Origin of the sequence: Myxococcus sp. CA033, assembly GCF_013336625.1 — a bacterium.
In the GTDB taxonomy this organism is placed as follows: domain Bacteria; phylum Myxococcota; class Myxococcia; order Myxococcales; family Myxococcaceae; genus Myxococcus; species Myxococcus llanfairpwllgwyngyllgogerychwyrndrobwllllantysiliogogogochensis.
Genome location: NZ_JABUMU010000001.1, coordinates 178,941 through 198,105, shown reverse-complemented (window position 1 = coordinate 198,105; position 19,165 = coordinate 178,941). Strand labels below are relative to the sequence as shown.

The 19,165-nt window shown below is 68.4% G+C and carries 14 protein-coding genes; 9 read left to right on the top strand and 5 right to left on the bottom strand.

Annotation, left to right across the window (positions count from 1 at the left end):
- Nucleotides 1–56 precede the first annotated feature (56 nt).
- Nucleotides 57–2,243: a M4 family metallopeptidase gene (locus HUA78_RS00660; RefSeq protein WP_217442316.1), complete on the bottom strand. Its 2,187-nt coding sequence runs from the start codon at nt 2,241–2,243 to the stop codon at nt 57–59.
- A gap of 451 nt (nt 2,244–2,694) precedes the next feature.
- On the opposite strand from HUA78_RS00660, the gene HUA78_RS00655 reads away from it, so the two are divergent.
- From HUA78_RS00655 to HUA78_RS00635, 5 genes are all read left to right on the top strand, one after another.
- Nucleotides 2,695–4,611 carry a M4 family metallopeptidase gene (locus tag HUA78_RS00655; protein WP_254623513.1) on the top strand — a complete coding sequence of 639 codons (1,917 nt, stop codon included), beginning with the start codon at nt 2,695–2,697 and terminating at the stop codon, nt 4,609–4,611.
- Nucleotides 4,612–4,792: 181 nt separating this feature from the next.
- A complete protein-coding gene (locus HUA78_RS00650) occupies nt 4,793–6,040 on the top strand; it encodes an erythromycin esterase family protein (protein ID WP_174475455.1) in 1,248 nt (415 codons plus the stop codon).
- A 172-nt stretch (nt 6,041–6,212) separates the two neighbouring features.
- Complete coding sequence (locus tag HUA78_RS00645) at nt 6,213–7,229, top strand: neprosin family prolyl endopeptidase (protein ID WP_174475454.1); 1,017 nt, start codon at nt 6,213–6,215, stop codon at nt 7,227–7,229.
- Nucleotides 7,230–7,435: 206 nt separating this feature from the next.
- Entirely contained in the window at nt 7,436–7,966 is a 531-nt protein-coding gene (locus HUA78_RS00640; RefSeq protein ID WP_217442315.1) for an RNA polymerase sigma factor, read from the top strand.
- A 44-nt stretch (nt 7,967–8,010) separates the two neighbouring features.
- A complete protein-coding gene (locus HUA78_RS00635; protein ID WP_174475453.1) occupies nt 8,011–8,526 on the top strand; it encodes a hypothetical protein in 516 nt (171 codons plus the stop codon).
- Between the two features lie 57 nt (nt 8,527–8,583).
- Here HUA78_RS00635 and HUA78_RS00630 read toward each other — a convergent pair whose 3' ends face one another.
- Both HUA78_RS00630 and HUA78_RS00625 read right to left on the bottom strand, forming a co-directional pair.
- Nucleotides 8,584–9,276, bottom strand: coding sequence for a LytTR family DNA-binding domain-containing protein (locus HUA78_RS00630; protein ID WP_141645347.1), 693 nt, complete (start codon nt 9,274–9,276; stop codon nt 8,584–8,586).
- Nucleotides 9,273–10,967 carry a histidine kinase gene (locus tag HUA78_RS00625; RefSeq protein ID WP_141645348.1) on the bottom strand — a complete coding sequence of 565 codons (1,695 nt, stop codon included), beginning with the start codon at nt 10,965–10,967 and terminating at the stop codon, nt 9,273–9,275. Before HUA78_RS00625 ends, HUA78_RS00630 begins: the two co-directional genes overlap by 4 nt.
- A 134-nt stretch (nt 10,968–11,101) precedes the next feature.
- Between HUA78_RS00625 and HUA78_RS00620 the strand changes: the two genes are divergently transcribed.
- Together HUA78_RS00620 and HUA78_RS00615 are read left to right on the top strand one after the other, a co-directional pair.
- Nucleotides 11,102–12,508, top strand: coding sequence for an alpha/beta fold hydrolase (locus tag HUA78_RS00620; RefSeq protein ID WP_174475452.1), 1,407 nt, complete (start codon nt 11,102–11,104; stop codon nt 12,506–12,508).
- A gap of 157 nt (nt 12,509–12,665) precedes the next feature.
- A complete protein-coding gene (locus HUA78_RS00615; RefSeq protein WP_174453573.1) occupies nt 12,666–13,649 on the top strand; it encodes an aldo/keto reductase in 984 nt (327 codons plus the stop codon).
- 135 nt (nt 13,650–13,784) lie between these two features.
- On the opposite strand, the gene HUA78_RS47420 is transcribed toward HUA78_RS00615, so the two are convergent.
- Together HUA78_RS47420 and HUA78_RS00605 are read right to left on the bottom strand one after the other, a co-directional pair.
- Nucleotides 13,785–16,271 carry a hypothetical protein gene (locus HUA78_RS47420; RefSeq protein WP_174475451.1) on the bottom strand — a complete coding sequence of 829 codons (2,487 nt, stop codon included), beginning with the start codon at nt 16,269–16,271 and terminating at the stop codon, nt 13,785–13,787.
- Between the two features lie 216 nt (nt 16,272–16,487).
- Complete coding sequence (locus HUA78_RS00605; protein WP_174475450.1) at nt 16,488–17,387, bottom strand: LysR family transcriptional regulator; 900 nt, start codon at nt 17,385–17,387, stop codon at nt 16,488–16,490.
- A gap of 98 nt (nt 17,388–17,485) precedes the next feature.
- Here HUA78_RS00605 and HUA78_RS00600 point away from each other — a divergent pair, with 98 nt between their 5' ends.
- Both HUA78_RS00600 and HUA78_RS00595 read left to right on the top strand, forming a co-directional pair.
- Nucleotides 17,486–18,319 (top strand): MBL fold metallo-hydrolase, encoded by an 834-nt coding sequence (locus tag HUA78_RS00600; RefSeq protein WP_174475449.1) that lies wholly within the window; start codon nt 17,486–17,488, stop codon nt 18,317–18,319.
- Between the two features lie 38 nt (nt 18,320–18,357).
- Complete coding sequence (locus tag HUA78_RS00595; protein ID WP_174453577.1) at nt 18,358–19,107, top strand: RNA methyltransferase; 750 nt, start codon at nt 18,358–18,360, stop codon at nt 19,105–19,107.
- Nucleotides 19,108–19,165 lie beyond the last annotated feature (58 nt).

Genomic DNA, 19,165 nt, shown 5'->3' with positions numbered 1-19,165 from the left:
GCGTCCGATAGTCCGTGGCCAAGGTCAAGACCGGGGAGCAAGAGCCGGCGGCCCGCTCACTCCGAGTGGCCGAGCCCGGTCCATGTCGTCAGCGTGACGCCCGAGTACGCCGAGTACACGCGGAGGCCGACGAAGTACGTGCCCGCCGTCGGCGCCGTCAACGTGCAGGTCTCGGTGTTGCCGCCGAGATAGGGCCGACATTGGTAGGCCGTCGTCGTCGGGGCCGTGCCGAAGTTGACATAGAGGTCCGCGTCACCCGTGCCGCCGCTGAGCGCGAACGTCACGGCCGATTGGCCCGAAGGGACATCGACCGTCCAGTAGTTGAAGTGGCCGACGATGCTGTCCGCGATATTGATGATCGGGTCCCAGGGCGGTGGGGGCGGAGGAGGAGGGACCACGGGGATGGGCCAGGGCCAGGGCCAGCGCCAGGGCGGGCAGAGGGGTGGATCGTCGAACGTGCCGGTCAGGTTGACTCCCGAGAACACTGACCTCCCGTAAAGGCTGACATGGTACCTGCCTGCCTGCGGCAGCGTGAACGTGCACGTCTCGTTGTTGCCGCTGAGGTTCGGACGACAGTGGTAGGTCGTCGTTGTCGGCGGCGCGCCGAATCTGGCGTAGAGGTCCACGTCACCCGTGCCGCCGCTGACCTTGAAGGTCACTTTCGACCTGCCGGCGGGGACATCGAGACTCCAGTGCTGGAAGGAGCCCGCGCTACCCGAAAGGCCGGTCATCGACAGCCAGGGGTTGGGCACGGGGCCCTCCACTTCAACGCCGATACATACCGCCTTCCAGGCGTTGCTCACCGAGGTGATGGTAGCGGCGTCGTAGCCCAGCTGTGCGGCGGCCTGCTCGGTCGCGGTCTTGGCCGCCTCGAAGTTGGAGCTGGCGATGAGGATGTCCCTGTTGGCCTTGTAGAAGATATTCGCGGCCTTCTCGATGCCGATGCCCGCGACCACCGTCGTCGTCTTCGCGCGTGGGTGCGTGCCGCCCTGAGACAGCAGGTAGAACGCCAGATTGGAGATACCCGAGCTGTAGTGCACATCCACGCCGGAGGAGTAGTCGCTGTAGCAGTCGAGTGAGTCGCCATCCTGTGTGGGATTGGCCATGTATCGCAGGGCGTCGTTCGGGATGTGCGGCGTCCAGATGCCGTCGCCGATCTCCCACGTGTGAGGGCTGACGACCTTGCCGTCGCCGTACCACTCGCAGACCGCACCGAAGATGTCCGACAGGGACTCGTTCAGACCGCCGGACTCACCCGAGTAGATGAGCTCGGACTCGTGGTCGGTCACGGCGTGGGTCAGTTCGTGCGCGGTCACGTCCAGCGAGTTCGCCAGGTTGCTGGCGGTCACGCCGTCACCGTCGCCATACACCAACTGCGTGCCGTCCCAGAAGGCGTTCACATAGGCGACACGGTGGTGCACGGTGCTGAGGAGCGCCGCGCCCGCGTTGTCGATGGAGTCACGGCCAAACAGCTCGCTGTAGCAGTCATACACCGTGCCCAGATGGTCGTAGTTGGTGTTGACGACCGGGTCGGGGTGCTCAGCCTGGCCCTCGCCGCGGACCAGCGTACCGGGCAGCGTGGAGGCGTTGTTTCCGTTGTAGATGCGCCGGTTGAGCGCGGAGTGGATGCGCGGATGCACGGCGAGCAATTCGCCATCATGCGCGTCCACATAGACCAGGTCTTTGGAGGGGATGCCCGCGCGCTGGCCTTCGACTGGGACCTGCCATGCCAGATGCATCTCCTCGTCACCTTCGGGACGGAGGAATACCTGCTTCGGGGAACCCACGGCCATGGCGGGCTCCGCACGCGAACCACGTACCGCCACCTGGGCGGCATTCTCGGGCGGTATCACGCCCTCTCTCGAAACGCGGCCACCACCCCGTGCGTTGCCGTTGACCGCGTAGACGGCTCCCTGGGAATCCACGTGGAGCACCAGGGCGCTACCGATGACGGGCAAGCCCCCGTGGAACTGCTGGAAGCGCAAGTGCCGGTGGCCCTGCTCGTCCACGTTCTGCTTGCGGAACACCAGGTCCTCGCCGCGGATGCGGAACTCCGACGCCACGTCATTCAACACTCCACGGACATCCTCCCCCGTGGCCCGTGACTTCTCGGTGAAGACACGCGGGACGCGGCCGAGGTCGCGGCGGACGAAGTAGTGGCCATCTGTCCTGGAGCCGGCGTGTGGCCTGGCCGCGGATGCCGGCGCGGTCGCCTCCACGTGTGTGGCCGCCGAGGGGGCCATGGCAGGTGGCACCTCTCCGGACGGGGCATCGCACGCCGTGATGCTGGCGCAGAGGCAGGTGGTCCATATGACGAACGCAGAGGGAAACTTCATGGCTTCTCCTTGGCTCTCGCCTCGATGGAGGAACTCCGGGTCGGGTCCGGAGCACCTCCCCATGGCAATCCGACTCCGCCGGACGGCCGCCTTGTCACACGCGCTCTGATCCAACCGATGGCATCCGCCAAGCGTGCTCGAGGCCAGGGGTTTTGGGGATTCCCTAAAACGAGGGAGAGGAGTGTCCAGCGTGTCGTGAATCTGAAATTCATTGCTCCAATCGCGCGCGGGAAAGACCTCGCACGACATTGCTGCCCTCCGCTTCGGTGGTGGATTCCCCCTATTTCTCCGGGTTTGTTGTTTTTGTATCTAATGAACGCGCGTCATCCACATCACCGCATTGCAGAAGGGATAGACCATGATGCGTGGCATCCGCTGGCTCGCCGCATGTTTGTCGTTCTCACTCTCTGGTTGTTCCGCCGGAGATCTCGAGCCCTCCGAGGCCTCACAGCCAGAGCAGAGCGTCCTCACGAGCGATGCCCGCCTCCAGGACATCGCGACGGCGCTGAGCGCGCTCCCCGACGTCCAGGTTCTGGGCTCACACGGTGACGGCGTGCCGTACATGATTCATGGAGAGCTGGGATGGGTGGGCCAGAGCCTTGCGGACGTCACGGTCTGGCAGGCCCACGAACTGGTGACCACGGCACTGGAGCGCATCGCCCCGTCTTTCCGCCTCGACGCGCGCGACCTGGTGCCTCGGCGAATCGCTCGTGACACGCAGGGACGTACCCATCTCCGGTACTCGCAGACCAAGGACGGCCTGCCGGTGGTCGGTGGTGAGTTGGTGGTGCACCTGGATGCGTCTGGACGGGTGTACGCGGTGAACGGCTCGGCGCGGGATGGGGAGCAGGTCCCCTCCAGGCCCGGCATCGCGCTGGAGGCCGCCCAGCAGGTGGCCTTGCGGAAAACGCCGGGCGCCAGCGCCTTGGAGGGCATGCCTCGCCTCGTTTACGTCCGTGCGACCGCGAAGGACCCGCTGCGGTTGACCTGGGAGGTGCGGGTGACGGGCACCGCCGCCGCTACGCCCCTGCGGGACCGTGTCTACGTGGACGCCTCGGATGCCTCCATCGTCCTGCGCGCGCCGGAGATCCACGATGCGCTCAACCGCAGGGTGTACAGTGCCAACAACGCCACCAGCCTCCCCGGTACGCTCAGGCGCGGCGAGGGGCAGAGCGCCACGGGCGATGCCCACGTGGACGGCAACTTCGACGTGCTGGGAACCACGTACGACTGCTTCAACACACTGTTCGGGCGTGACTCGATTGACAATGCGGGCCACACGCTCACCAGCACCGTGCATTACTCCACCCACTACGTGAATGCCTTCTGGGACGGCACGCAACTGGTGTGCGGCGATGGAGACGGGGTCAACGCCGGGCCGCTGTGCACGGACCTGGATGTGGTGGCCCACGAGCTGACCCACGCGGTGACGGATTTCGAGTCCGGCCTCATCTATACCGGCGAGTCCGGCGCGCTGAACGAGTCCCTGTCGGACATCTTCGCCTCCGTGTGCGAGAGCTGGTCGAACTCGTGGTCCATGGGCCCGGACATCTGGAAGATTGGCGAGGACATCTGGACGCCCGCCACGCCCGATGACGCCCTCCGATACATGAACGACCCGGTCCTGGACGGCGCCTCGCTGGACTACTACGGGGACTACTCGTCCGACACCGACGTGCATTACGCGTCGGGCATCTCGAACCTGGCGTTCAAGCTGCTGGCCACCGGCGGTGTGCATCCGCGCGGGCGCACCCCGACGGAAGTCCCAGGCATTGGCGTAGAGGCCGCTGCTCGCATCTTCTACAAGGCCAGCACCGACTACTTCACCGCCAGCACCACCTTCGAGCAGGCCAAGACCTATACCCAGTTCGCGGCGCAGGACCTCGGCTTCAGCGCGGCCGTGCTGGAGTCCGTGAGCCTGTCCTGGCAGGTCGTGGGCTTCCCTCTCTACTTCCCGACGTTCTGCACGACCCTTCCTCGCTTCAGCGGTACAGTGACGAACCTCAACGGCGCGGTGGGTTCGAACCGGTACTACTGCGCGGACGTCGGCGCATTCACCTCCCCGTACTTTACCCTGGGCGGAGGCACGGGTGACGCGGACCTTTACGTGCGATACGGCGCTGCTCCAACGAAGAGCGTCTACGACTGCCGCTCCTACTCGACGACCAACACCGAGGTGTGTACCGGCACGTCACGGCCCGTACCGGGCAGGTTCTGGGTCATGATCAACGGGTACCGGGCCTACTCCGGCGTGACGTTCAGCTATTCCTTCTGAGCGGTGCGCGGGCAGGGATGGCGGGCGGCTGCCCGCTCCAGGGACAGGGCCATCCCAGACTGAAGACGAGTACGCGGGACTGAATGCGCGTTCAGTCAGCTGCTGGATGCGTGCGAGGTTGAGGGGAAGGCGCGCCCAGGAGCGTTACACCGCGACATTCCTCCGCATGGAAGGGCCGCGAATGAGATTCCTCCTGCTCCTGCTCTCTTTGTTTCTTTCGAGCTGTGCCTCCCCGGCCCGAGGCGTGGCCGCGCCAGGGGGCGCGGTGGCCTCTGATGCCGACCGGATTGTGCGTGACCTCTGCGACAAGCAGCTCGCGCTGCTTGGCGAGGAGTCCCACCACGGCAATGGCAGGACCATCGCTTTCAAAGCGGAACTGACCCGCAGGCTCGTGGAGGAATGCCAATACGATGCCTTCTTCATCGAGACAGGCATCTATGACTTCCTTCACCTCCAAGCGCTGAGAGAGGCGGGCCAACCCGTCAGCGAGGACCTGGTCGCCACTGCGATTGGTGGGATGTGGGCCAATCAGGAGATGGCGCCCCTGATTCCGTTCCTGTCCGAGCGACTCAAGGCGGGGACCCTCATCGCGGGTGGGATTGATGATCAGATCAACCGAGGCACCTACGCCCAGCGCGAGATGGCGCGCGAACTCATTCCCTTTCTGGAGGGCCCGAGGCAGGCCGCGTGCGGAGAGGAAATCGAGAGGAACATGTCCTGGAAGTACGACGACGCCCACCCATATACGGCGGAGCACATGAAGTTCATCCTGGGCTGCTGGACGGAGCTGGGGGCGGTGCTCTCCAGGCCCGGAGTGGCTGTGACGCCGAGGGCTCGAGGCCAGTTGCAGATGGTCCGCAGCCTTGAGCGGAACTACACCCGTCAGGTCGCCGCGATGTCCCGGGCTCCGGACGCGTCTGGAGGGACCTGGAGCTGGAGCGATTTCGATGACCGCTCCCGCTCCATGTTCATGAATCTGGAATGGCACCTGGCCCAGTCAGCCAGGCCCCGAAAGGCCATTGTCTGGCTTGCCACCGTTCATGCGGCGAAAGACCTCAAGGGCCTGGATGCGGACACCCGGCACGGGACGTCCTTCGGGTCCTACGTCCAGGAGAAGTTCGGGGCGCGGGCCTTCGTGTTGGGCTTCTCCGCGCGCTCCGGGAGCTATTCCATCGGCAGCACCCCTCGCACGAATTCCCTCGCGCCCGCGCGGGACGACTCCCTGGAGGGCTGGGCGTTTTCGGGCCACACCGGGGACACGCGGTATCTGGATGGGAGCCAGCTCCGTGACTTCGGGCCCCGAGTGGCGCGTCCCTTGAACTACGCGTGGATGACGGCTCCCTGGGCCACGGTCATGGATGGGCTGCTCATCTTCCGGGAAGAAGCCCCACCGCGCCCGGTGACCCGGGCGAGCCCAGCGCCGCATTGACCCCACCAGCGAGTCCCGGAGGGGTCAGGGGCGCTCCATCTTCAGTACCACTGTGAGAGTCATTGTCACCCCAGTCATCCAAGGACTGGCGCTCAATCCAAACCGAGACAAGCATGGTGGCGCCGTGCCCCGCTCCTCGACTGGCCCCAGGTCCTGGGGCCCCGGAGTCACCATGCAGCCTCATTCGCTGTTCTCCCGCGTCGCCTGTCTATTTTCACTCGTCACCCTGGGTTGTGGCGCTCCTGATGCAAAGGAGCCCGCGGCCCAGGCGGACCAGCCCTCCGCGGTAGGTCACTACCGCTGCATCCCGCTCTCCGCGGAAGCGCTGCGCGTGACGGCACCGTCCACGGCCCTTGTCGTGGGAGACTCACGGCAGGAAGCCCAGGTCACCACGGCCCGGCTCTGCCCCAGCGGGCAGGTGCCCCAGGCGGTGTACAACCCGGCGCCGCCGCGCCCGCTCGCGTCCTGGCTGCCCGCGATGCCCGGCGCGTCCGAAGACAATCGCCCCGTCCATGCGAGCGCCGACTCCATCTTCTACGTGGGGGTGTACAAGCCGACGTCAGAGACGGGTTACTCGCTGGGGGTGGGCGCGCGTCTTCAGATCAACAACCCCCAGGTTGCCCACACCTTGGACCAGGCCAGCACGGTGGTGTCGATGGTCCGGGGCGCCAGCACGTCGATTGTCGCGACGGGCTACCGCAAGTTCCAGACGTCGTATCCCACCCTGCTCGTCGGCCACACGGTGGGAGGCGTCTTCCAGCACGTCACGGGCTGGGTGCAGGTCCACCCGAGCTACTACCCGGGGATGGACCTGAGCGGCTACATCGGCGCGAAGCCCCGTTTCTTCGTCCTCTATTCGGGAACCGACTGGTGGGTGTATTTCAATGATGCCTGGGTGGGCTACTTCCCCGGCTCACGGTGGGGCGGCGCCTTCACGTCGGGCGACATGGCCCACTGGTACGGTGAGGTGTTCGACGCGGGTGCGCGCCTGCCGCCGGTGACGGACATGGGCAACGGCCTGTTCCCACCGAACGCGGCCTCCGGCGCCATCGACGAGATGTGCACCCACTCGGGCACCAACTGCTACAGCATTGGTGCCGGGCAGACGTATGTCTCCAACGCCGCGTACTACGGCCTGTACTACCCGGGCCTTTCGAACCTCCGTTACGGCGGAAACGGCGGCGGGTAGCCTCCGCTCGGAAGCTTGGGACACGGGCGGGTCCTCGCTCTGGGGGCATCGCCCGGTGTGTAGATTCAAGGGGTTGACGCGCCGCTCGGGCATCGGGCGGCGCGGTCGCGAGAAAATCGTCGAGGTCGCGAATCCGTTCGTCGGGTGCCCGCCTCTTAGTGGGCAAGGCAGGGCATTTTCCCCGCCGCCGTCTTCCAGGGACTCGCATGGCCGCCGCCCACCCGTTGACCGCTGCTCCCGACGCGATGCTGCTCGCGGCCCACGCGGGTGATCGCGACGCGATGCTCCGCCTCCTCCAGGTGCTCCAGCCCAACCTCAGGCGGTACGCGCAGCAGCGCTGCTTCATCAGCGACATCGACGACGCGGTCCAGGAGTCGCTGCTCTTGCTGGCCCACCACCTGGGCTCGGTCCGGAAGCTGGCGTCCCTGTCGGGCTGGTTGTTCCGCATCGTTCAACGCGAGTGCCGCCGCCTGGGGCGCGTGGCCCTCAAGCAGGACCCCTACGAGGAGGCGCGGGCCGACCAGTGGATGGTCTCGCACACGCCGGACTCCGCTCGACTCGATGTGGCCTCAGCGCTGGAGTCATTGCCTCCGCACTACCTCGAGGTTGTGCTGTTGCGCGACTTCGAGGAGCTGTCCATCCGCGAAATCTCGGAGCGCCTGGGCGAGGACGTGCCCGCCGTGAAGAGCCGCCTGCACCGGGCCCGCGCCATGGTGCGCGAGTACCTGCTGGCCTGACCTTTCATCCCCGCCTCATCGACATCCGAAGAAGGAGACCCGTCATGGCCAATCCCATGTCCACCCTCGGCATCATCCACACCGTGCTCAGCCTGCCCCCCATCGTCTTCGGTGTCTGGGGCTTCCTTCGCGACGGACGCATCGACCCCGGCACCCGCGTGGGCCGGCTGTACCTGCTCGGCATGGTGGCGTCGATTCTCACGTCGTTCGGTCTCTCCAGCACGGGCGGCTTCAACCCCGGCCATGGACTGGGCCTGCTCGCGCTCGTGCTCATGGCGGTGGGCGTCGTCGCCTCTCGCGTGGAGGGATTCGGCCGCGCCACGCCCTACGTGGAGACGCTGACGCTGTCCGCCAGCTTCATGGTGCTGCTGGTGCCCGGCATCAACGAGACGCTGACGCGCCTTCCCGCGGGCCAGCCCATCGCCAGCAGTCCGGAGTCGCCGCCCGTGCAGACCGCCCTGCTCGTGCTGGTGGCCTTCTTCTTCCTCGGTGCCACGTACCAGGTGCTGAAGCTGCGGGCGCTCGCGCGAAGGAGCCCGGTGGTCGGCTCGGCGGCGTGACGCGTGCTTCGCCTGGGTCATTCCCCCTGCCGCCGTCGCGGGAATGGGTGACGGCGCCTACGCCTCCAGCCGCTTGCGCAGCACTCCAACACGGCTGCGGCCCACAGGCAGTCGGGTGCCGTCTCGCAGCTCCACCGAGGTGCGCGAGCCCTCCGTGGAGATGAGCTCGCGGATGTCTGTCACTCGGATGAGATAGGAGCGGTGGATGCGGAAGAAGTCGGCGGGGAGCAGTTGCTCGAGCCGCTCCAGGCTCTTCTCGCTCAGCTCGGTGCCGCCTCCACGCAGGACCAGCTCGGTGTAGTCGCCAGCGCCCTGGATGTACGCGACGGAGTCCAGGGGCACGAGGACCACGCCTCCGCCCTTCCTCACCGCGAGAGCCCGCAGGGGAGTGGCCGCGCGGCTTCCCACTCGAGCGAGCGCGAGGGCGAGCCGCTCCGGCGTGTATGGCTTGGGCACGAAGTCCAGCACCCCCAGCTCGAAGGCGCGCAGCGCCTGGTCTGTGTTCGCGGACACCACCACTGTCTGGAACGCGCCCGCGGCCACCTCCTCGAGCAGCGCGAAGCCGTCTTCCCCCGAGAGGTTCAGGTCCAGCAGCAGCACGTCCACGGTGCGCTCGGCCAGCAGCTCGCGTGCCTCGTCCAGACTCGCGCACACGCGCGGGGGCGGAGCGTCCGGCCCCAGTTGCTGCTCGCACAGCCGGGCGAGACGGCGCGCCGCCAGCGGTTCGTCCTCCACGATGAGCAGTCTCACGCCGGCACCTCCACCCGCGTCCTCCATCCCGCATCCGTGGGCCCATCCTCGAGCCTCCACGCGCCAGGGAAGGCCTCCTCCAGGCGCGCGCGCAGGTAGCGCGAGCCGGTGCCCTCACCACCTCCCGGGCGCGTCCCCGTGCCCGGAGGCGCGAGGAAGACGTAACGCCGACGGGGCCCCGTGCCTTCGGCGACGAGGCTGCTTTCGAGTCGGAAGGTGTGGGGCGAGACGTAGCGGTTGTGACTGAAGGCGTTCTCCAAGAGCGTGTGCAGCAGGGCAGGGGGGACGGGGGCCGACAGGTCCACGCCCTCGGTCTCCAACTGGAAGGCCGTGCCCTGTCGGCAGCCCATGACCTCCAGATGGGCGCGACACAACTCCAACTCGCGAGCGAGCGGGATGGTGCGCTCACCGGAGACGGCGAGCAGGTGCCGGTACACCGCGCCCAGGGCCTCGATGAAGCGCACGGCCTGCGCGGGCTCCGTCTCCACCCACTCGCTCAGCGCGCCCAGCGTGTTCATCAGGAAGTGCGGCTGCAGGCTGCGCTTGAGCAACTCCAGTTGCAGGCGCTCCGCGGCGCGCGTCGCACTCTCGAACCGCTCCTGCTGATGGCGCTGCCGCCGGGCATGTATCGCAGTGAGGCAGACCAGGAGCCCTCCGAAGGCGACGAAGAAGCCGCGCTCGGAGAAGCCCCAGGGTTCCAACAGGTAGAGCGTCCCGGCGAAACAGAGCCCCGCCAGCGCGCCCAGGGCTCCCCCCGGTTCCCCTCTCCGCCACGCGCGCACGGCGAGCGCCGTGGAGACGACGAGCGAGGCCCCGAGCGCCACGCTGTTCTTGGCATCGAAGCCCGGAACGAAGACGAGCGCGAGCAGCCCCAGTCCCAGTCCCACCCACCGCAGCCAGCGGAGTGGCTCGCCGAAGGCCGCGTGGACGGTCGCTGGCAGCAGCGCCGCCACCGCCAGCACGGCCGCCGCCTGCAGTCGCAGCCGCAGCGCATGCTGTGGGTAGGGATAGTTGGCGAGCCCGCGCCACGACTCCATCAGGACGAGCGCCGCGGCGGCGAGGCACAGCACGCCGAGCAGGAGCGTGGCGAGCCCACCGTGAGCGAGCCGCACGCGCACGAGGTGGTAGAGCCCCATCAGCACCAGCGCGCCCAGCATGCAAAGGGCTGGCACCAGTCCGAGCATCCGCATCTGAGCGAGTGACGCGGCCTCGCCCACCTGCATGTAGTGGACGGTGCCCACGGGCTGGAAGCCGAGTCGATGCGCGGAGATGCGCATCGTCAGCACGTGAGGGCCCGGCGCGCTGAGTCCGGTCGGAAGCGGGAGCAGGGCATCGACCCGTCCTGGTACCTCCTCCGAGGGCGTCCGCCCCACCTGTCCGTTGCGGCCCAGCAGCCCGCCGTCCCACCACGCCTCCCATGACCCGAGCACCGACAGGGCGAGGGCAGGTGTCGGGGCTCCGGCTTCACGCGGGGGCACGTCCACCTGCGTGCGCAGCCAATAGGGGCCCGTCCCCTCGTTCACCTGGTCGGCCGCCACCGTGCGCCAGCCCCGTGCGTCTCCGGAGAGCGCGACCTCCGGGGAGAGATCCTCCGTGTTCACCTGCACCAGTCCCTGCCGCGCGGAGGGCAGCGCGGCCGAAGCGGTGAGCGAGAGCGCGAAGCATCCCGCGAAGAGGGCGGAGGACATCATGGGCCTCAACATACGCGGCCCGGCGCCGCCCCACGCGCATTCCGGCGACACCGCGAGACGTTGGGCGACCGGCACCCCACGTGCCGTGCAGGCCACCGCATTCTCCTCCCTGAAGCCCTTCTCGGAGGAACGCCATGCGTGCCGTGCTCCTGCTTGCCCTCATCCTTCCGTTGTCCCTCGCCCAGGCCCAGGGCCTCCAACTGCAGCCCCACACCTTCCAGGCCCGCGACGGTCGCACCGTTCAGGCGGAGCTGGGCACCCTCACCGTGCCCCTGCGCCATGCCCACCCCGAGGGCCCGGGCTTGCCCCTGCGCTTCGTGCGCTTCAAGAGCACGAGCGCCTCGCCCGGGGCGCCCATCGTCTACCTCGCGGGAGGCCCGGGAGGCTCCGGCATCGATGCCGCACGGTATGGCCGCTTCGATTTGTTCCTCGCCTTGCGCGAGGTGGCGGACGTCATCGCGCTGGACCAGCGCGGCACCGGCGAGTCGAACCCCCATCCCGAGTTGAAGCAGTCGTGGTCCATCCCGCTCGACCAGCGCATGGACGAGGCGCTGCTCACCTCCACGGTGAAGAAGGCCGCCGCGGAGGCGAGCCGGACCTGGACCGCGGCCGGCGTGGACCTGGGGGCCTTCACCACGGTGGAGAACGCCGACGACCTGGAGATGCTGCGCAAGGCGCTGGGCGCGCCGAAGCTCAACCTCTGGGGCATCAGCTACGGCACCCACCTGGGCCTCGCCTACGTGCGGCGCCACGCGGAGCGGGTGGACCACATCATCCTCGCTGGCATCGAGGGGCCTGATGACACCTGGAAGCGGCCTGCCCACGCGGAGGCGCTGCTCGGGCGCTGGGAGGCCGTGTTGCGCGCCGAGGGTGAGCGCGGGCCCGGCCTGAAGGCACGGCTGGCGAAGCTGGTGAAGTCGTTGCGGAGCAAGCCGCTCACGGTGGAGTTCACGGACGAGGAGAAGGGTGACCGCCGCACCTGGAAGGTCAGCCCCTTCGACCTTCAGTGCCTCGCCTTCGAATCCCTGAGGGACCCGGCCACCTTCCGGCGCTTCCTCCCCCTGCTCACGGCGTTGGAGTCCGGGAACCATGAGGCGATGGCGCCGTTCGCGGGCAGGCTTCGCGAAGGCTTGCTGCGTCCCATGTCGCTCGCGATGGACGCGGCCTCCGGTGTGAGTCCGGCGCGACGCGCCCTCATCGAGCGGGAGGCGGCGAAGGCGGTGCTCGGTGGCAGCGTCAACCCGGGCGCCCTGCTGGCGGAGGATGTGGCCGGCGTGAGCGACCTGGGAGAGTCCTTCCGTGGCCCTCTCAAGGCCGACGTGCCCGTGCTCCTCATCAGCGGCACCCTGGATGGGCGCACGAGCCCTGACAACGCGGAGGCGCTGCGCCCCGGACTCTCCCGGGCCGTGCACCTGGTGCTGGAGGGCGCGGGACACGACGGCCTCTTCCAGTCGGACCCGCGCATCCTGGAGCGGATGAAGTCCTTCCTGAAGGGTGAATCGCTCCGCGACGAGCGAATGGAGATCAAGGCGAAGCCCTGAGGTCTCCCGCTCGCCCCGCGCTCGTGTGGGGGACGGGCCGCCGCCTCGCGGTCGTCGAGGAGGCGGCCTGACCTCCGCCTGCCGCCGGGCCGGTGCACCGCTCTTGCTCCGGCCGCACCTTCAGCGCGCAACGGCACTCGAACGCGGAGGCAGGACGATGAAGCAGCGCAAGCTGGGTCGGCAAGGGCTGGTGGTCTCGGAGCTGGGGCTCGGGTGCATGGGGATGAGCGAGTTCTACGGCGCCGGGGATGAGGCGGAGTCCCTGCGCACCATCCACCGCGCCCTCGAATTGGGCATCACCTTCCTCGACACCGCGGACATGTACGGGCCCTTCACCAACGAGGAGCTCGTGGGCCGCGCCATTCGAGGCCACCGCGAGCAGGTGGTGCTGGCCACGAAGTTCGCCAACGTGCGTGGCGCCAAGGGCGAGTTCCTGGGCATCCGGGGCGACCCGGCCTATGTGAAACAGGCGTGCGAGGCCTCGCTCAAGCGCCTGGGCGTCGACCACATCGACCTCTACTACCAGCACCGCGTGGACCCGAAGGTGCCCATCGAGGACACGGTCGGCGCGATGGCGGAGCTCGTGCGCGCGGGCAAGGTGCGCTACCTCGGCCTGTCCGAGGCCGCGCCCGAGACGATTCGCAAGGCGCACGCCGTCCACCCCATCTCGGCGCTGCAGACCGAGTACTCCCTGTGGACGCGCGACGTGGAGGAGGACGGCGTACTCTCCACGGTGCGCGAGCTGGGCATCGGCTTCGTCTCCTACAGTCCACTGGGGCGCGGCTTCCTCACCGGCCAGTACAAGCGCTTCGAGGACCTGCCCGCGGACGACTTCCGACGACAGAACCCGCGCTTCCAGGGAGACAACTTCCAGAAGAACCTGGACCTCGTGCAGCGCGTGGAGCAGCTCGCGAAGCAGAAGGGCGTGACGTCCGCGCAGCTCGCGCTCGCATGGGTGATGTCCCGAGGCCCGGACGTGGTGCCCATCCCCGGCACCAAGCGCGTGAAGTACCTCGAGCAGAACGCGGGTGCCGCGCGCGTGGAACTCACGGGCGCGGACCTCGCCCAGCTCGACTCGGTGTTCCCGGTGGGAGCGGCGACGGGGCTTCGCTACCTGGACATGAGCAGCGTGCACCGCTGACGCGTTCGCAAGAAGGCGCTCACCGGCGCTGGGGCGCCCTGGAAGTCACGGGCGATGGGATGCCCGCATGACGCCGTGAACGGCTCCGGGGTGGCGCGGCTTGCGCGAAGAATGGCAAGCCGCGCCCGTCCGGCATCAGGGCACGGTGGTGCGCCGGCGCAGATGCGCCACGCCCACGGAGGGGATGCGGCGCGCGTCGCGTCCGGCCTCGGCGATGAAACCTCCCAACCAGATACCGTCGGGTGTCAGCGCCACGGCATCGACGCTGATGGCGTTGACGCCCCCTCCAATGGGCAGCAACCGCTCGCCATTGAAGACATACGCATGGGTGGGGCCCCCGCCTTCGGGAATGATGGTGCCCACGGCGACGAGGTCGCTCCCGCTGGGGACGAGCTTCCGGAAGCTATGGACACCGCCCCGGCTCTCGTTCATGGGCGGCGGCAGCCCGTTTTCAGCCGTCGCCAACTCCACCCAGGCGGTACCGTCCCAGTGTCCGAGTGTGATGCGGTCTGGCACGGGCAGGCCCTCCGGCCCCAATTCCATGTTGGTGCTCGCGAAGATGCCGCGCTCCCCGTAGGCGACGGTGATGACGGAGGTGCTCAGTCCTTCGCCCAGGGGCTCGAAGGCGGTGCCGTTCCAGTGGACGATGCGCCGCGCCGCCAATGTGCCCACGTGCGTGAACTCGCCCGCGGCGACGAAGGCAGGGTGGTCGGGGTCCTCGTTCTCGGGACGAAGGGCCAGCGCGGACACGGGGCTGTCGAAGCCGTCCGCCACCAGCACGAAACGCTCGCCATCCCAGCGGACCACGCGCCCGGTGGTGTCCAGCAGGGTCGACAGCCAGGGTCGTCCGAGCGAGTCCAGGGTCATGTCGAAGATGAAGCCGTGTGCGCTCAGGTCTCCGAGTGACCGCCACGCTTCCCCGGTCCACGTGAGCACGTGCGACTGGAGGGCGTTCCAGTCAGTACACGAGACATAGATGTCGCCCCGGGCATTCACAGCCAGGTCCGAGCACTCCATCTCCGGCAGTGCCGCCAGCGGCTTCCAGCCCGCGTCACTGAATTGCAGCACGGTGCGCGGAACCGCCTCGCCACCCGCATGGGAGATTTCGCCCAGGATGTGGACGGTGCACTGGGGACCTCCCGTCGCCATCACATCGGGTCGCCCGCTCAGTCCGTCGCCGGACTCGCCGCCCTCGGTCCGCCACTGGCCGTCTTCGTAGGAGACGAGGCTCTGGGATGCCGCGCCGTTGACGCTGGGGAAGGTGCCCGCGACATAGAGGCGCTCACCGTCGAGCAGGAATCGCTGGATGGGGACTTCCCACAGGGGGAAGGCGGAAGGGCCCTCATCGCCACAGTAGAGCGGCGCGAACCAGACGGTCCGGTTGGGCAGCGTGGCATTGGGCCACGGCTCCCATCCGGTGGTGGGCGACCACTGCGCCAGGGCATTCGCGGGGATGGCCTTGGGGTCGTTCCAGGCATGGCCGTTGACGTGGGAGAAGCATCCACCCACGTGAAGCTTGCCGTCGTTGAACACCAGGTCCGTCACGACGCCGGGGAACTGCCCGGTGCTGACGCCTTTGTTGAGCATCTCCCACGCGGTGCCATTCCAGCGGGCGATGGAGCCCACGCCATCCATGCTGAAGTCGTAGGCGAACGTGCCACCCGCATAGGGCGTCCCGTCGTCTCCGAGCGCGAGCGCGAAGACGCCGTTGCCGATCAGAGGGAGGTCGTACGCCTCCCACGTGCTCCCATTCCACCGGGCGACCATGTTGCTGGAGATGCCACCCACCTGGGAGAAGCCGCCGCCCACCCAGACGTCATCACCGTCGACGAGCAGCTCGTAGACGGGGCCATTGGCGGGGCCTCCGGTGGGGAACCGCCAGGTGCTCCCATCCCAGATGGCCAGGCCGATGGCCCCGTTCTCCGCGAGCTGGAACTGCCCCGCGACCCAGAGCTCTCCCTTGATGAAGGCCATGGTGCGAACCAGGCCGTCGAACCTGCCGATGACGCGAACACCTTCGGGCGTCGCGAGCCACACCTCACCCGAGCGCGCGCCGAACGTGTCGTTCGTCGCCAGGGCGAGCGTGGTGTCGTCCTTCGCCGCGACGGAAGAGAAGCCCGCGCCGGGAAGCCCTTGCTCCCATGTTCTCTGGAGGGGTTGCCACTTTCCGTCGTGGCGCTGGATGAGTGGAGGCGTGGCCTGCGTGCCGAGCCAGCGGAAGTACCCGGCGGCGACGAGGTCGCCCGAGGGCGTCTTCGCGAAGTCATACACATGGGGCACATGGCCATCCATGCCGGAGACGCCCGCGATGGAGAAGCGGGGGTCCCATTCTCCGTTCTGGAGGACGTCCGTCACCGTCGGCGCGCAGGAGGTCCCCGCATCGGGTTCACCTCCGCCCGCATCGGGCTGGCCTGCGTCAGGAGTGCCGGAGTCAGGCTCGCCAGCATCCGCGGGGCCCGCATCCGGACGAGGGCCTCCGCCAGAATCGGGGATGCCAGCGTCATCAGGGCCCGCATCGGGCGTGGGCTTCGGCGGGTCATCACTACAAGCGGTGAAGAGGAGTGCCACGACGAGGAGCAGGGAAACACGATGCGTCCAGGAGTTGATCAGGGGTGTGCGCATAGGGGGTCACACACGACTGCAATTGCCGGACCTTTTCTCGCCTTATGATGTTTCAAGTATTTCAGCTGACTTCGAGCGACGCCGTCGCACCGAGAGCCTCGAACCCCTGAGGTTCTCTCAGGAATTTGAGGCTCTCGGTGCGCCTGAGTCCGTCATCGGAGACACACGGACAGCGCGTACCCACATCGGCCCTTCATCAGGAACGGTGTTGAGGCCTCAGCGTCCTGGGGGGCCCGCCTTCGCGAGCAGCTCCACGAAAGAGGTGAGGTGGGGTGTGGGGCGCACGGCGCGGGGCCACACGGCGTGCCAGTGCCTGCGCAGTCCCTTGCGTGTCACACGCACCGCGACCAGCGTCCCGCGTGAGAGCTCCGGGGCCACCGCCCAGCGGGCCAGCACCGCGATGCCGAGCCCGGCCTTGGTCAACTCGACGAGCGCCTCGGTCAGCTCCACGTGGGACACGCGCGCGGGGGAGACGCCGGCGGGCGTGAGCACCTGTTGGAACAAGGTGCTCTCGGTGAGAGGGATGCTGTAGAGCAGCACGTGCTCGCGCGCGAAGTCGGCGGCTTGCAGGATGCCGCGGCTCGCCAGGGGATGCTCTGGTGCCATGACGGCGACGAGCTCGTCCTCGAAGAGGGGCGCATGTGCGAGACGCCGGTGCCGCGTCGGCGCGCTGACGATGCCCAGGTCCAGCGTCCCCGCCAGCAGCGCCTCCACCGGGCGGCGCGTGGCCTCCACCGCGATGCGCACCTCCACCTGGGGATGGCGGGTGGAGAACCGCCGGAGGACCGACGGCAGCCAGTGGTAGGCCGTGTAGCACTCCGTGGCGAGCCGGAGGATGCCCTGCGACGTGTGCGCGAGCCGTGCAACGTCCGCTTCGGCGGCTTCCACCTCGGCCATCACCTTGCGTGCGGCTTCGAGGACGCGTTGGCCGGGGCCGGTGAGCACCATGCGTCGGCCCTCGCGCTGGAACAGCTCGGTGCCCAGCCGCTCTTCCACGTCGCGGAGCTGGTGGCTCAGGGCGGGCTGGGACAGGTGCAGCACGCGCGCCGCCGCCGTCACCGAGCCGGTGTCCACCACGGCCGCCACCAGTCGAAGGTGTCTCACGTCCAGGGTCATCCATTCGATTCTCGCATGGATGGATGCGGAGGATGCGTTGGACGCATGGAGGAAACTTCGGGAGAACCCACGCCTGCTCGCTGACGAGAGGTGCCGGGATGGGCTTGAAGACGCTGCGGTTGGCCCCTGAGGTCTGGGTCGTCACGGGGGAGGCGTATGACTCGAATGCCACGCTGTTCCTCCGGGAGGGTGAGGTGCTGATGGTGGACGCGCTCGCGAGCCGGGCGGACGCGGAGGCGCTCCGGGAGTGGGTGGCTGGCTCACTGAGGGCCCGGGTGCGGCAGGTGGTCTGCACGCATGGCTTCAGCGACCACCTGGCGGGGCTCCAGGCGTTCCCCGAGGCGTCGGTGTGGGCTCACGCGCGGTTCGAGGAGACCTTTCGTCTGGAGCGCTTCCGCTCGGACGAGGAGACGGGCTTCTACCGTGCGCCGGACCGGTGCGTGGACGCGCCGTTGTCGCTGGAGTGGGGACGGTACACGCTGGACGTGTTCCCGAATCCCGGGCACACGGCGAGCACGCTGAACCTCGACGTCCCCGCGTTGGACGTGTTGCTCAGCGCGGACATCGCGGTGGGGAACATGGCCTACGTGGCGTATGGCGAGCCGGCCGACATCGATGCCGCGCTGGCCCGGGCCGAGGTGAGGGGCCGCACGAGGGTCATCCAGGGGCACGGCGGGGTGTCCTCCGCGCGCACGCTGGGGGCCGCGCGACACTACCTGCGGGCGCTGGAGGCGGCCGTGCGCGAGACGAGGGGCGTGCCGGAGCGTGTCCGCGCGATTCCGCTCGGAGCCTGTCTGCCGGAGGACGTGGAGGGAGGCGACTTCGAGGCGTTCTTCCACCGGAGGAACCTGGACGAGGTGCTCTCTCGGGGGCTGTGGTCCGCGCGGGCCTCCGCGTCGCCCCTGGGGGAGAGGACAGGACGGAGCGGATGAGCGCGACGGGGGCTGTGCGCGGCCAGTAAGGTGGCTGCATGGCTCTCACCTCCCACCTGCGCGTCGTGCTGCACCAGACGCAGGGCCCGGACAATCTCGGCGCAGTGGCGCGCCTGGCTGCGAACTTTGGCGTGGCGGAGCTCGTGCTCTCCGATCCTCAACTGCAGGAGATGGACGGCGCCCGGCGCATGGCGGTGCACGCCGGTCATGTCCTGGAGGCCGCGCGAATCGTTCCCACCCTGCCCGAGGCGCTGGAGGACGTGGTGCTCGCGGTGGGGACCACCTCGCGGCAGAACCTGCGCGGCATGCCCACCCTTTCTCCCGAGGATGCGGTGGCGCTGCTGGCGCTGCACTCGCAGCGGGGGAAGGTGGCCCTGGTTCTCGGGGGCGAGAAGCGCGGCATGTCCGATGAGGACCTCAGCCACTGCCAGCAGGCGCTCGTCATTCCCACGCGGCCCGAGCAGCCCTCCATGAACCTGGCGCAGGCGGCGGCGGTCCTCCTGTACCTCTGCGCGCGCGAGCAGGTGGAAGTGGCGTCACCGGGCGCGGTGGAGGGCGCGCCGCTGCGGCTGGTGCAGGCGCTTCAGTCCTGGATGCGATTGGTCCTCCTGGAGGTGGGGTTCCTCAATCGGCAGGGGCCGGATGCACTGCTCGCGGAGATGACCCACTCGCTCACCCGCTCGGCCCTGACGAGGCGGGAGGTGGAGCTGTGGCTGACCGCCTTCAAGCAAATCTCGCGTCTCGTGGTGGGCCCGACGGCGCGTCCGGAATCCGACAAGAAGGGCTGAGGCGTGCGGAGGACTCCAGGTCCACGAGCACTGCCCGGGGGCCGTCGTCATCCAGGAC

What these genes read in the sequence shown, in the direction of transcription:
- HUA78_RS00635 (WP_174475453.1), top strand. Translation starts at nt 8,011, where the DNA reads ATGGCCAATCCCATGTCCACCCTCGGCATCATCCACACCGTGCTCAGC.
- HUA78_RS00620 (WP_174475452.1), top strand. Translation starts at nt 11,102, where the DNA reads ATGCGTGCCGTGCTCCTGCTTGCCCTCATCCTTCCGTTGTCCCTCGCC.
- HUA78_RS47420 (WP_174475451.1), bottom strand. Translation starts at nt 16,271, where the DNA reads ATGCGCACACCCCTGATCAACTCCTGGACGCATCGTGTTTCCCTGCTC.
- HUA78_RS00645 (WP_174475454.1), top strand. Translation starts at nt 6,213, where the DNA reads ATGCAGCCTCATTCGCTGTTCTCCCGCGTCGCCTGTCTATTTTCACTC.
- HUA78_RS00615 (WP_174453573.1), top strand. Translation starts at nt 12,666, where the DNA reads ATGAAGCAGCGCAAGCTGGGTCGGCAAGGGCTGGTGGTCTCGGAGCTG.
- HUA78_RS00605 (WP_174475450.1), bottom strand. Translation starts at nt 17,387, where the DNA reads ATGACCCTGGACGTGAGACACCTTCGACTGGTGGCGGCCGTGGTGGAC.
- HUA78_RS00600 (WP_174475449.1), top strand. Translation starts at nt 17,486, where the DNA reads ATGGGCTTGAAGACGCTGCGGTTGGCCCCTGAGGTCTGGGTCGTCACG.
- HUA78_RS00655 (WP_254623513.1), top strand. Translation starts at nt 2,695, where the DNA reads ATGATGCGTGGCATCCGCTGGCTCGCCGCATGTTTGTCGTTCTCACTC.
- HUA78_RS00625 (WP_141645348.1), bottom strand. Translation starts at nt 10,967, where the DNA reads ATGATGTCCTCCGCCCTCTTCGCGGGATGCTTCGCGCTCTCGCTCACC.
- HUA78_RS00640 (WP_217442315.1), top strand. Translation starts at nt 7,436, where the DNA reads ATGGCCGCCGCCCACCCGTTGACCGCTGCTCCCGACGCGATGCTGCTC.
- HUA78_RS00650 (WP_174475455.1), top strand. Translation starts at nt 4,793, where the DNA reads ATGAGATTCCTCCTGCTCCTGCTCTCTTTGTTTCTTTCGAGCTGTGCC.
- HUA78_RS00595 (WP_174453577.1), top strand. Translation starts at nt 18,358, where the DNA reads ATGGCTCTCACCTCCCACCTGCGCGTCGTGCTGCACCAGACGCAGGGC.
- HUA78_RS00660 (WP_217442316.1), bottom strand. Translation starts at nt 2,243, where the DNA reads ATGGCCCCCTCGGCGGCCACACACGTGGAGGCGACCGCGCCGGCATCC.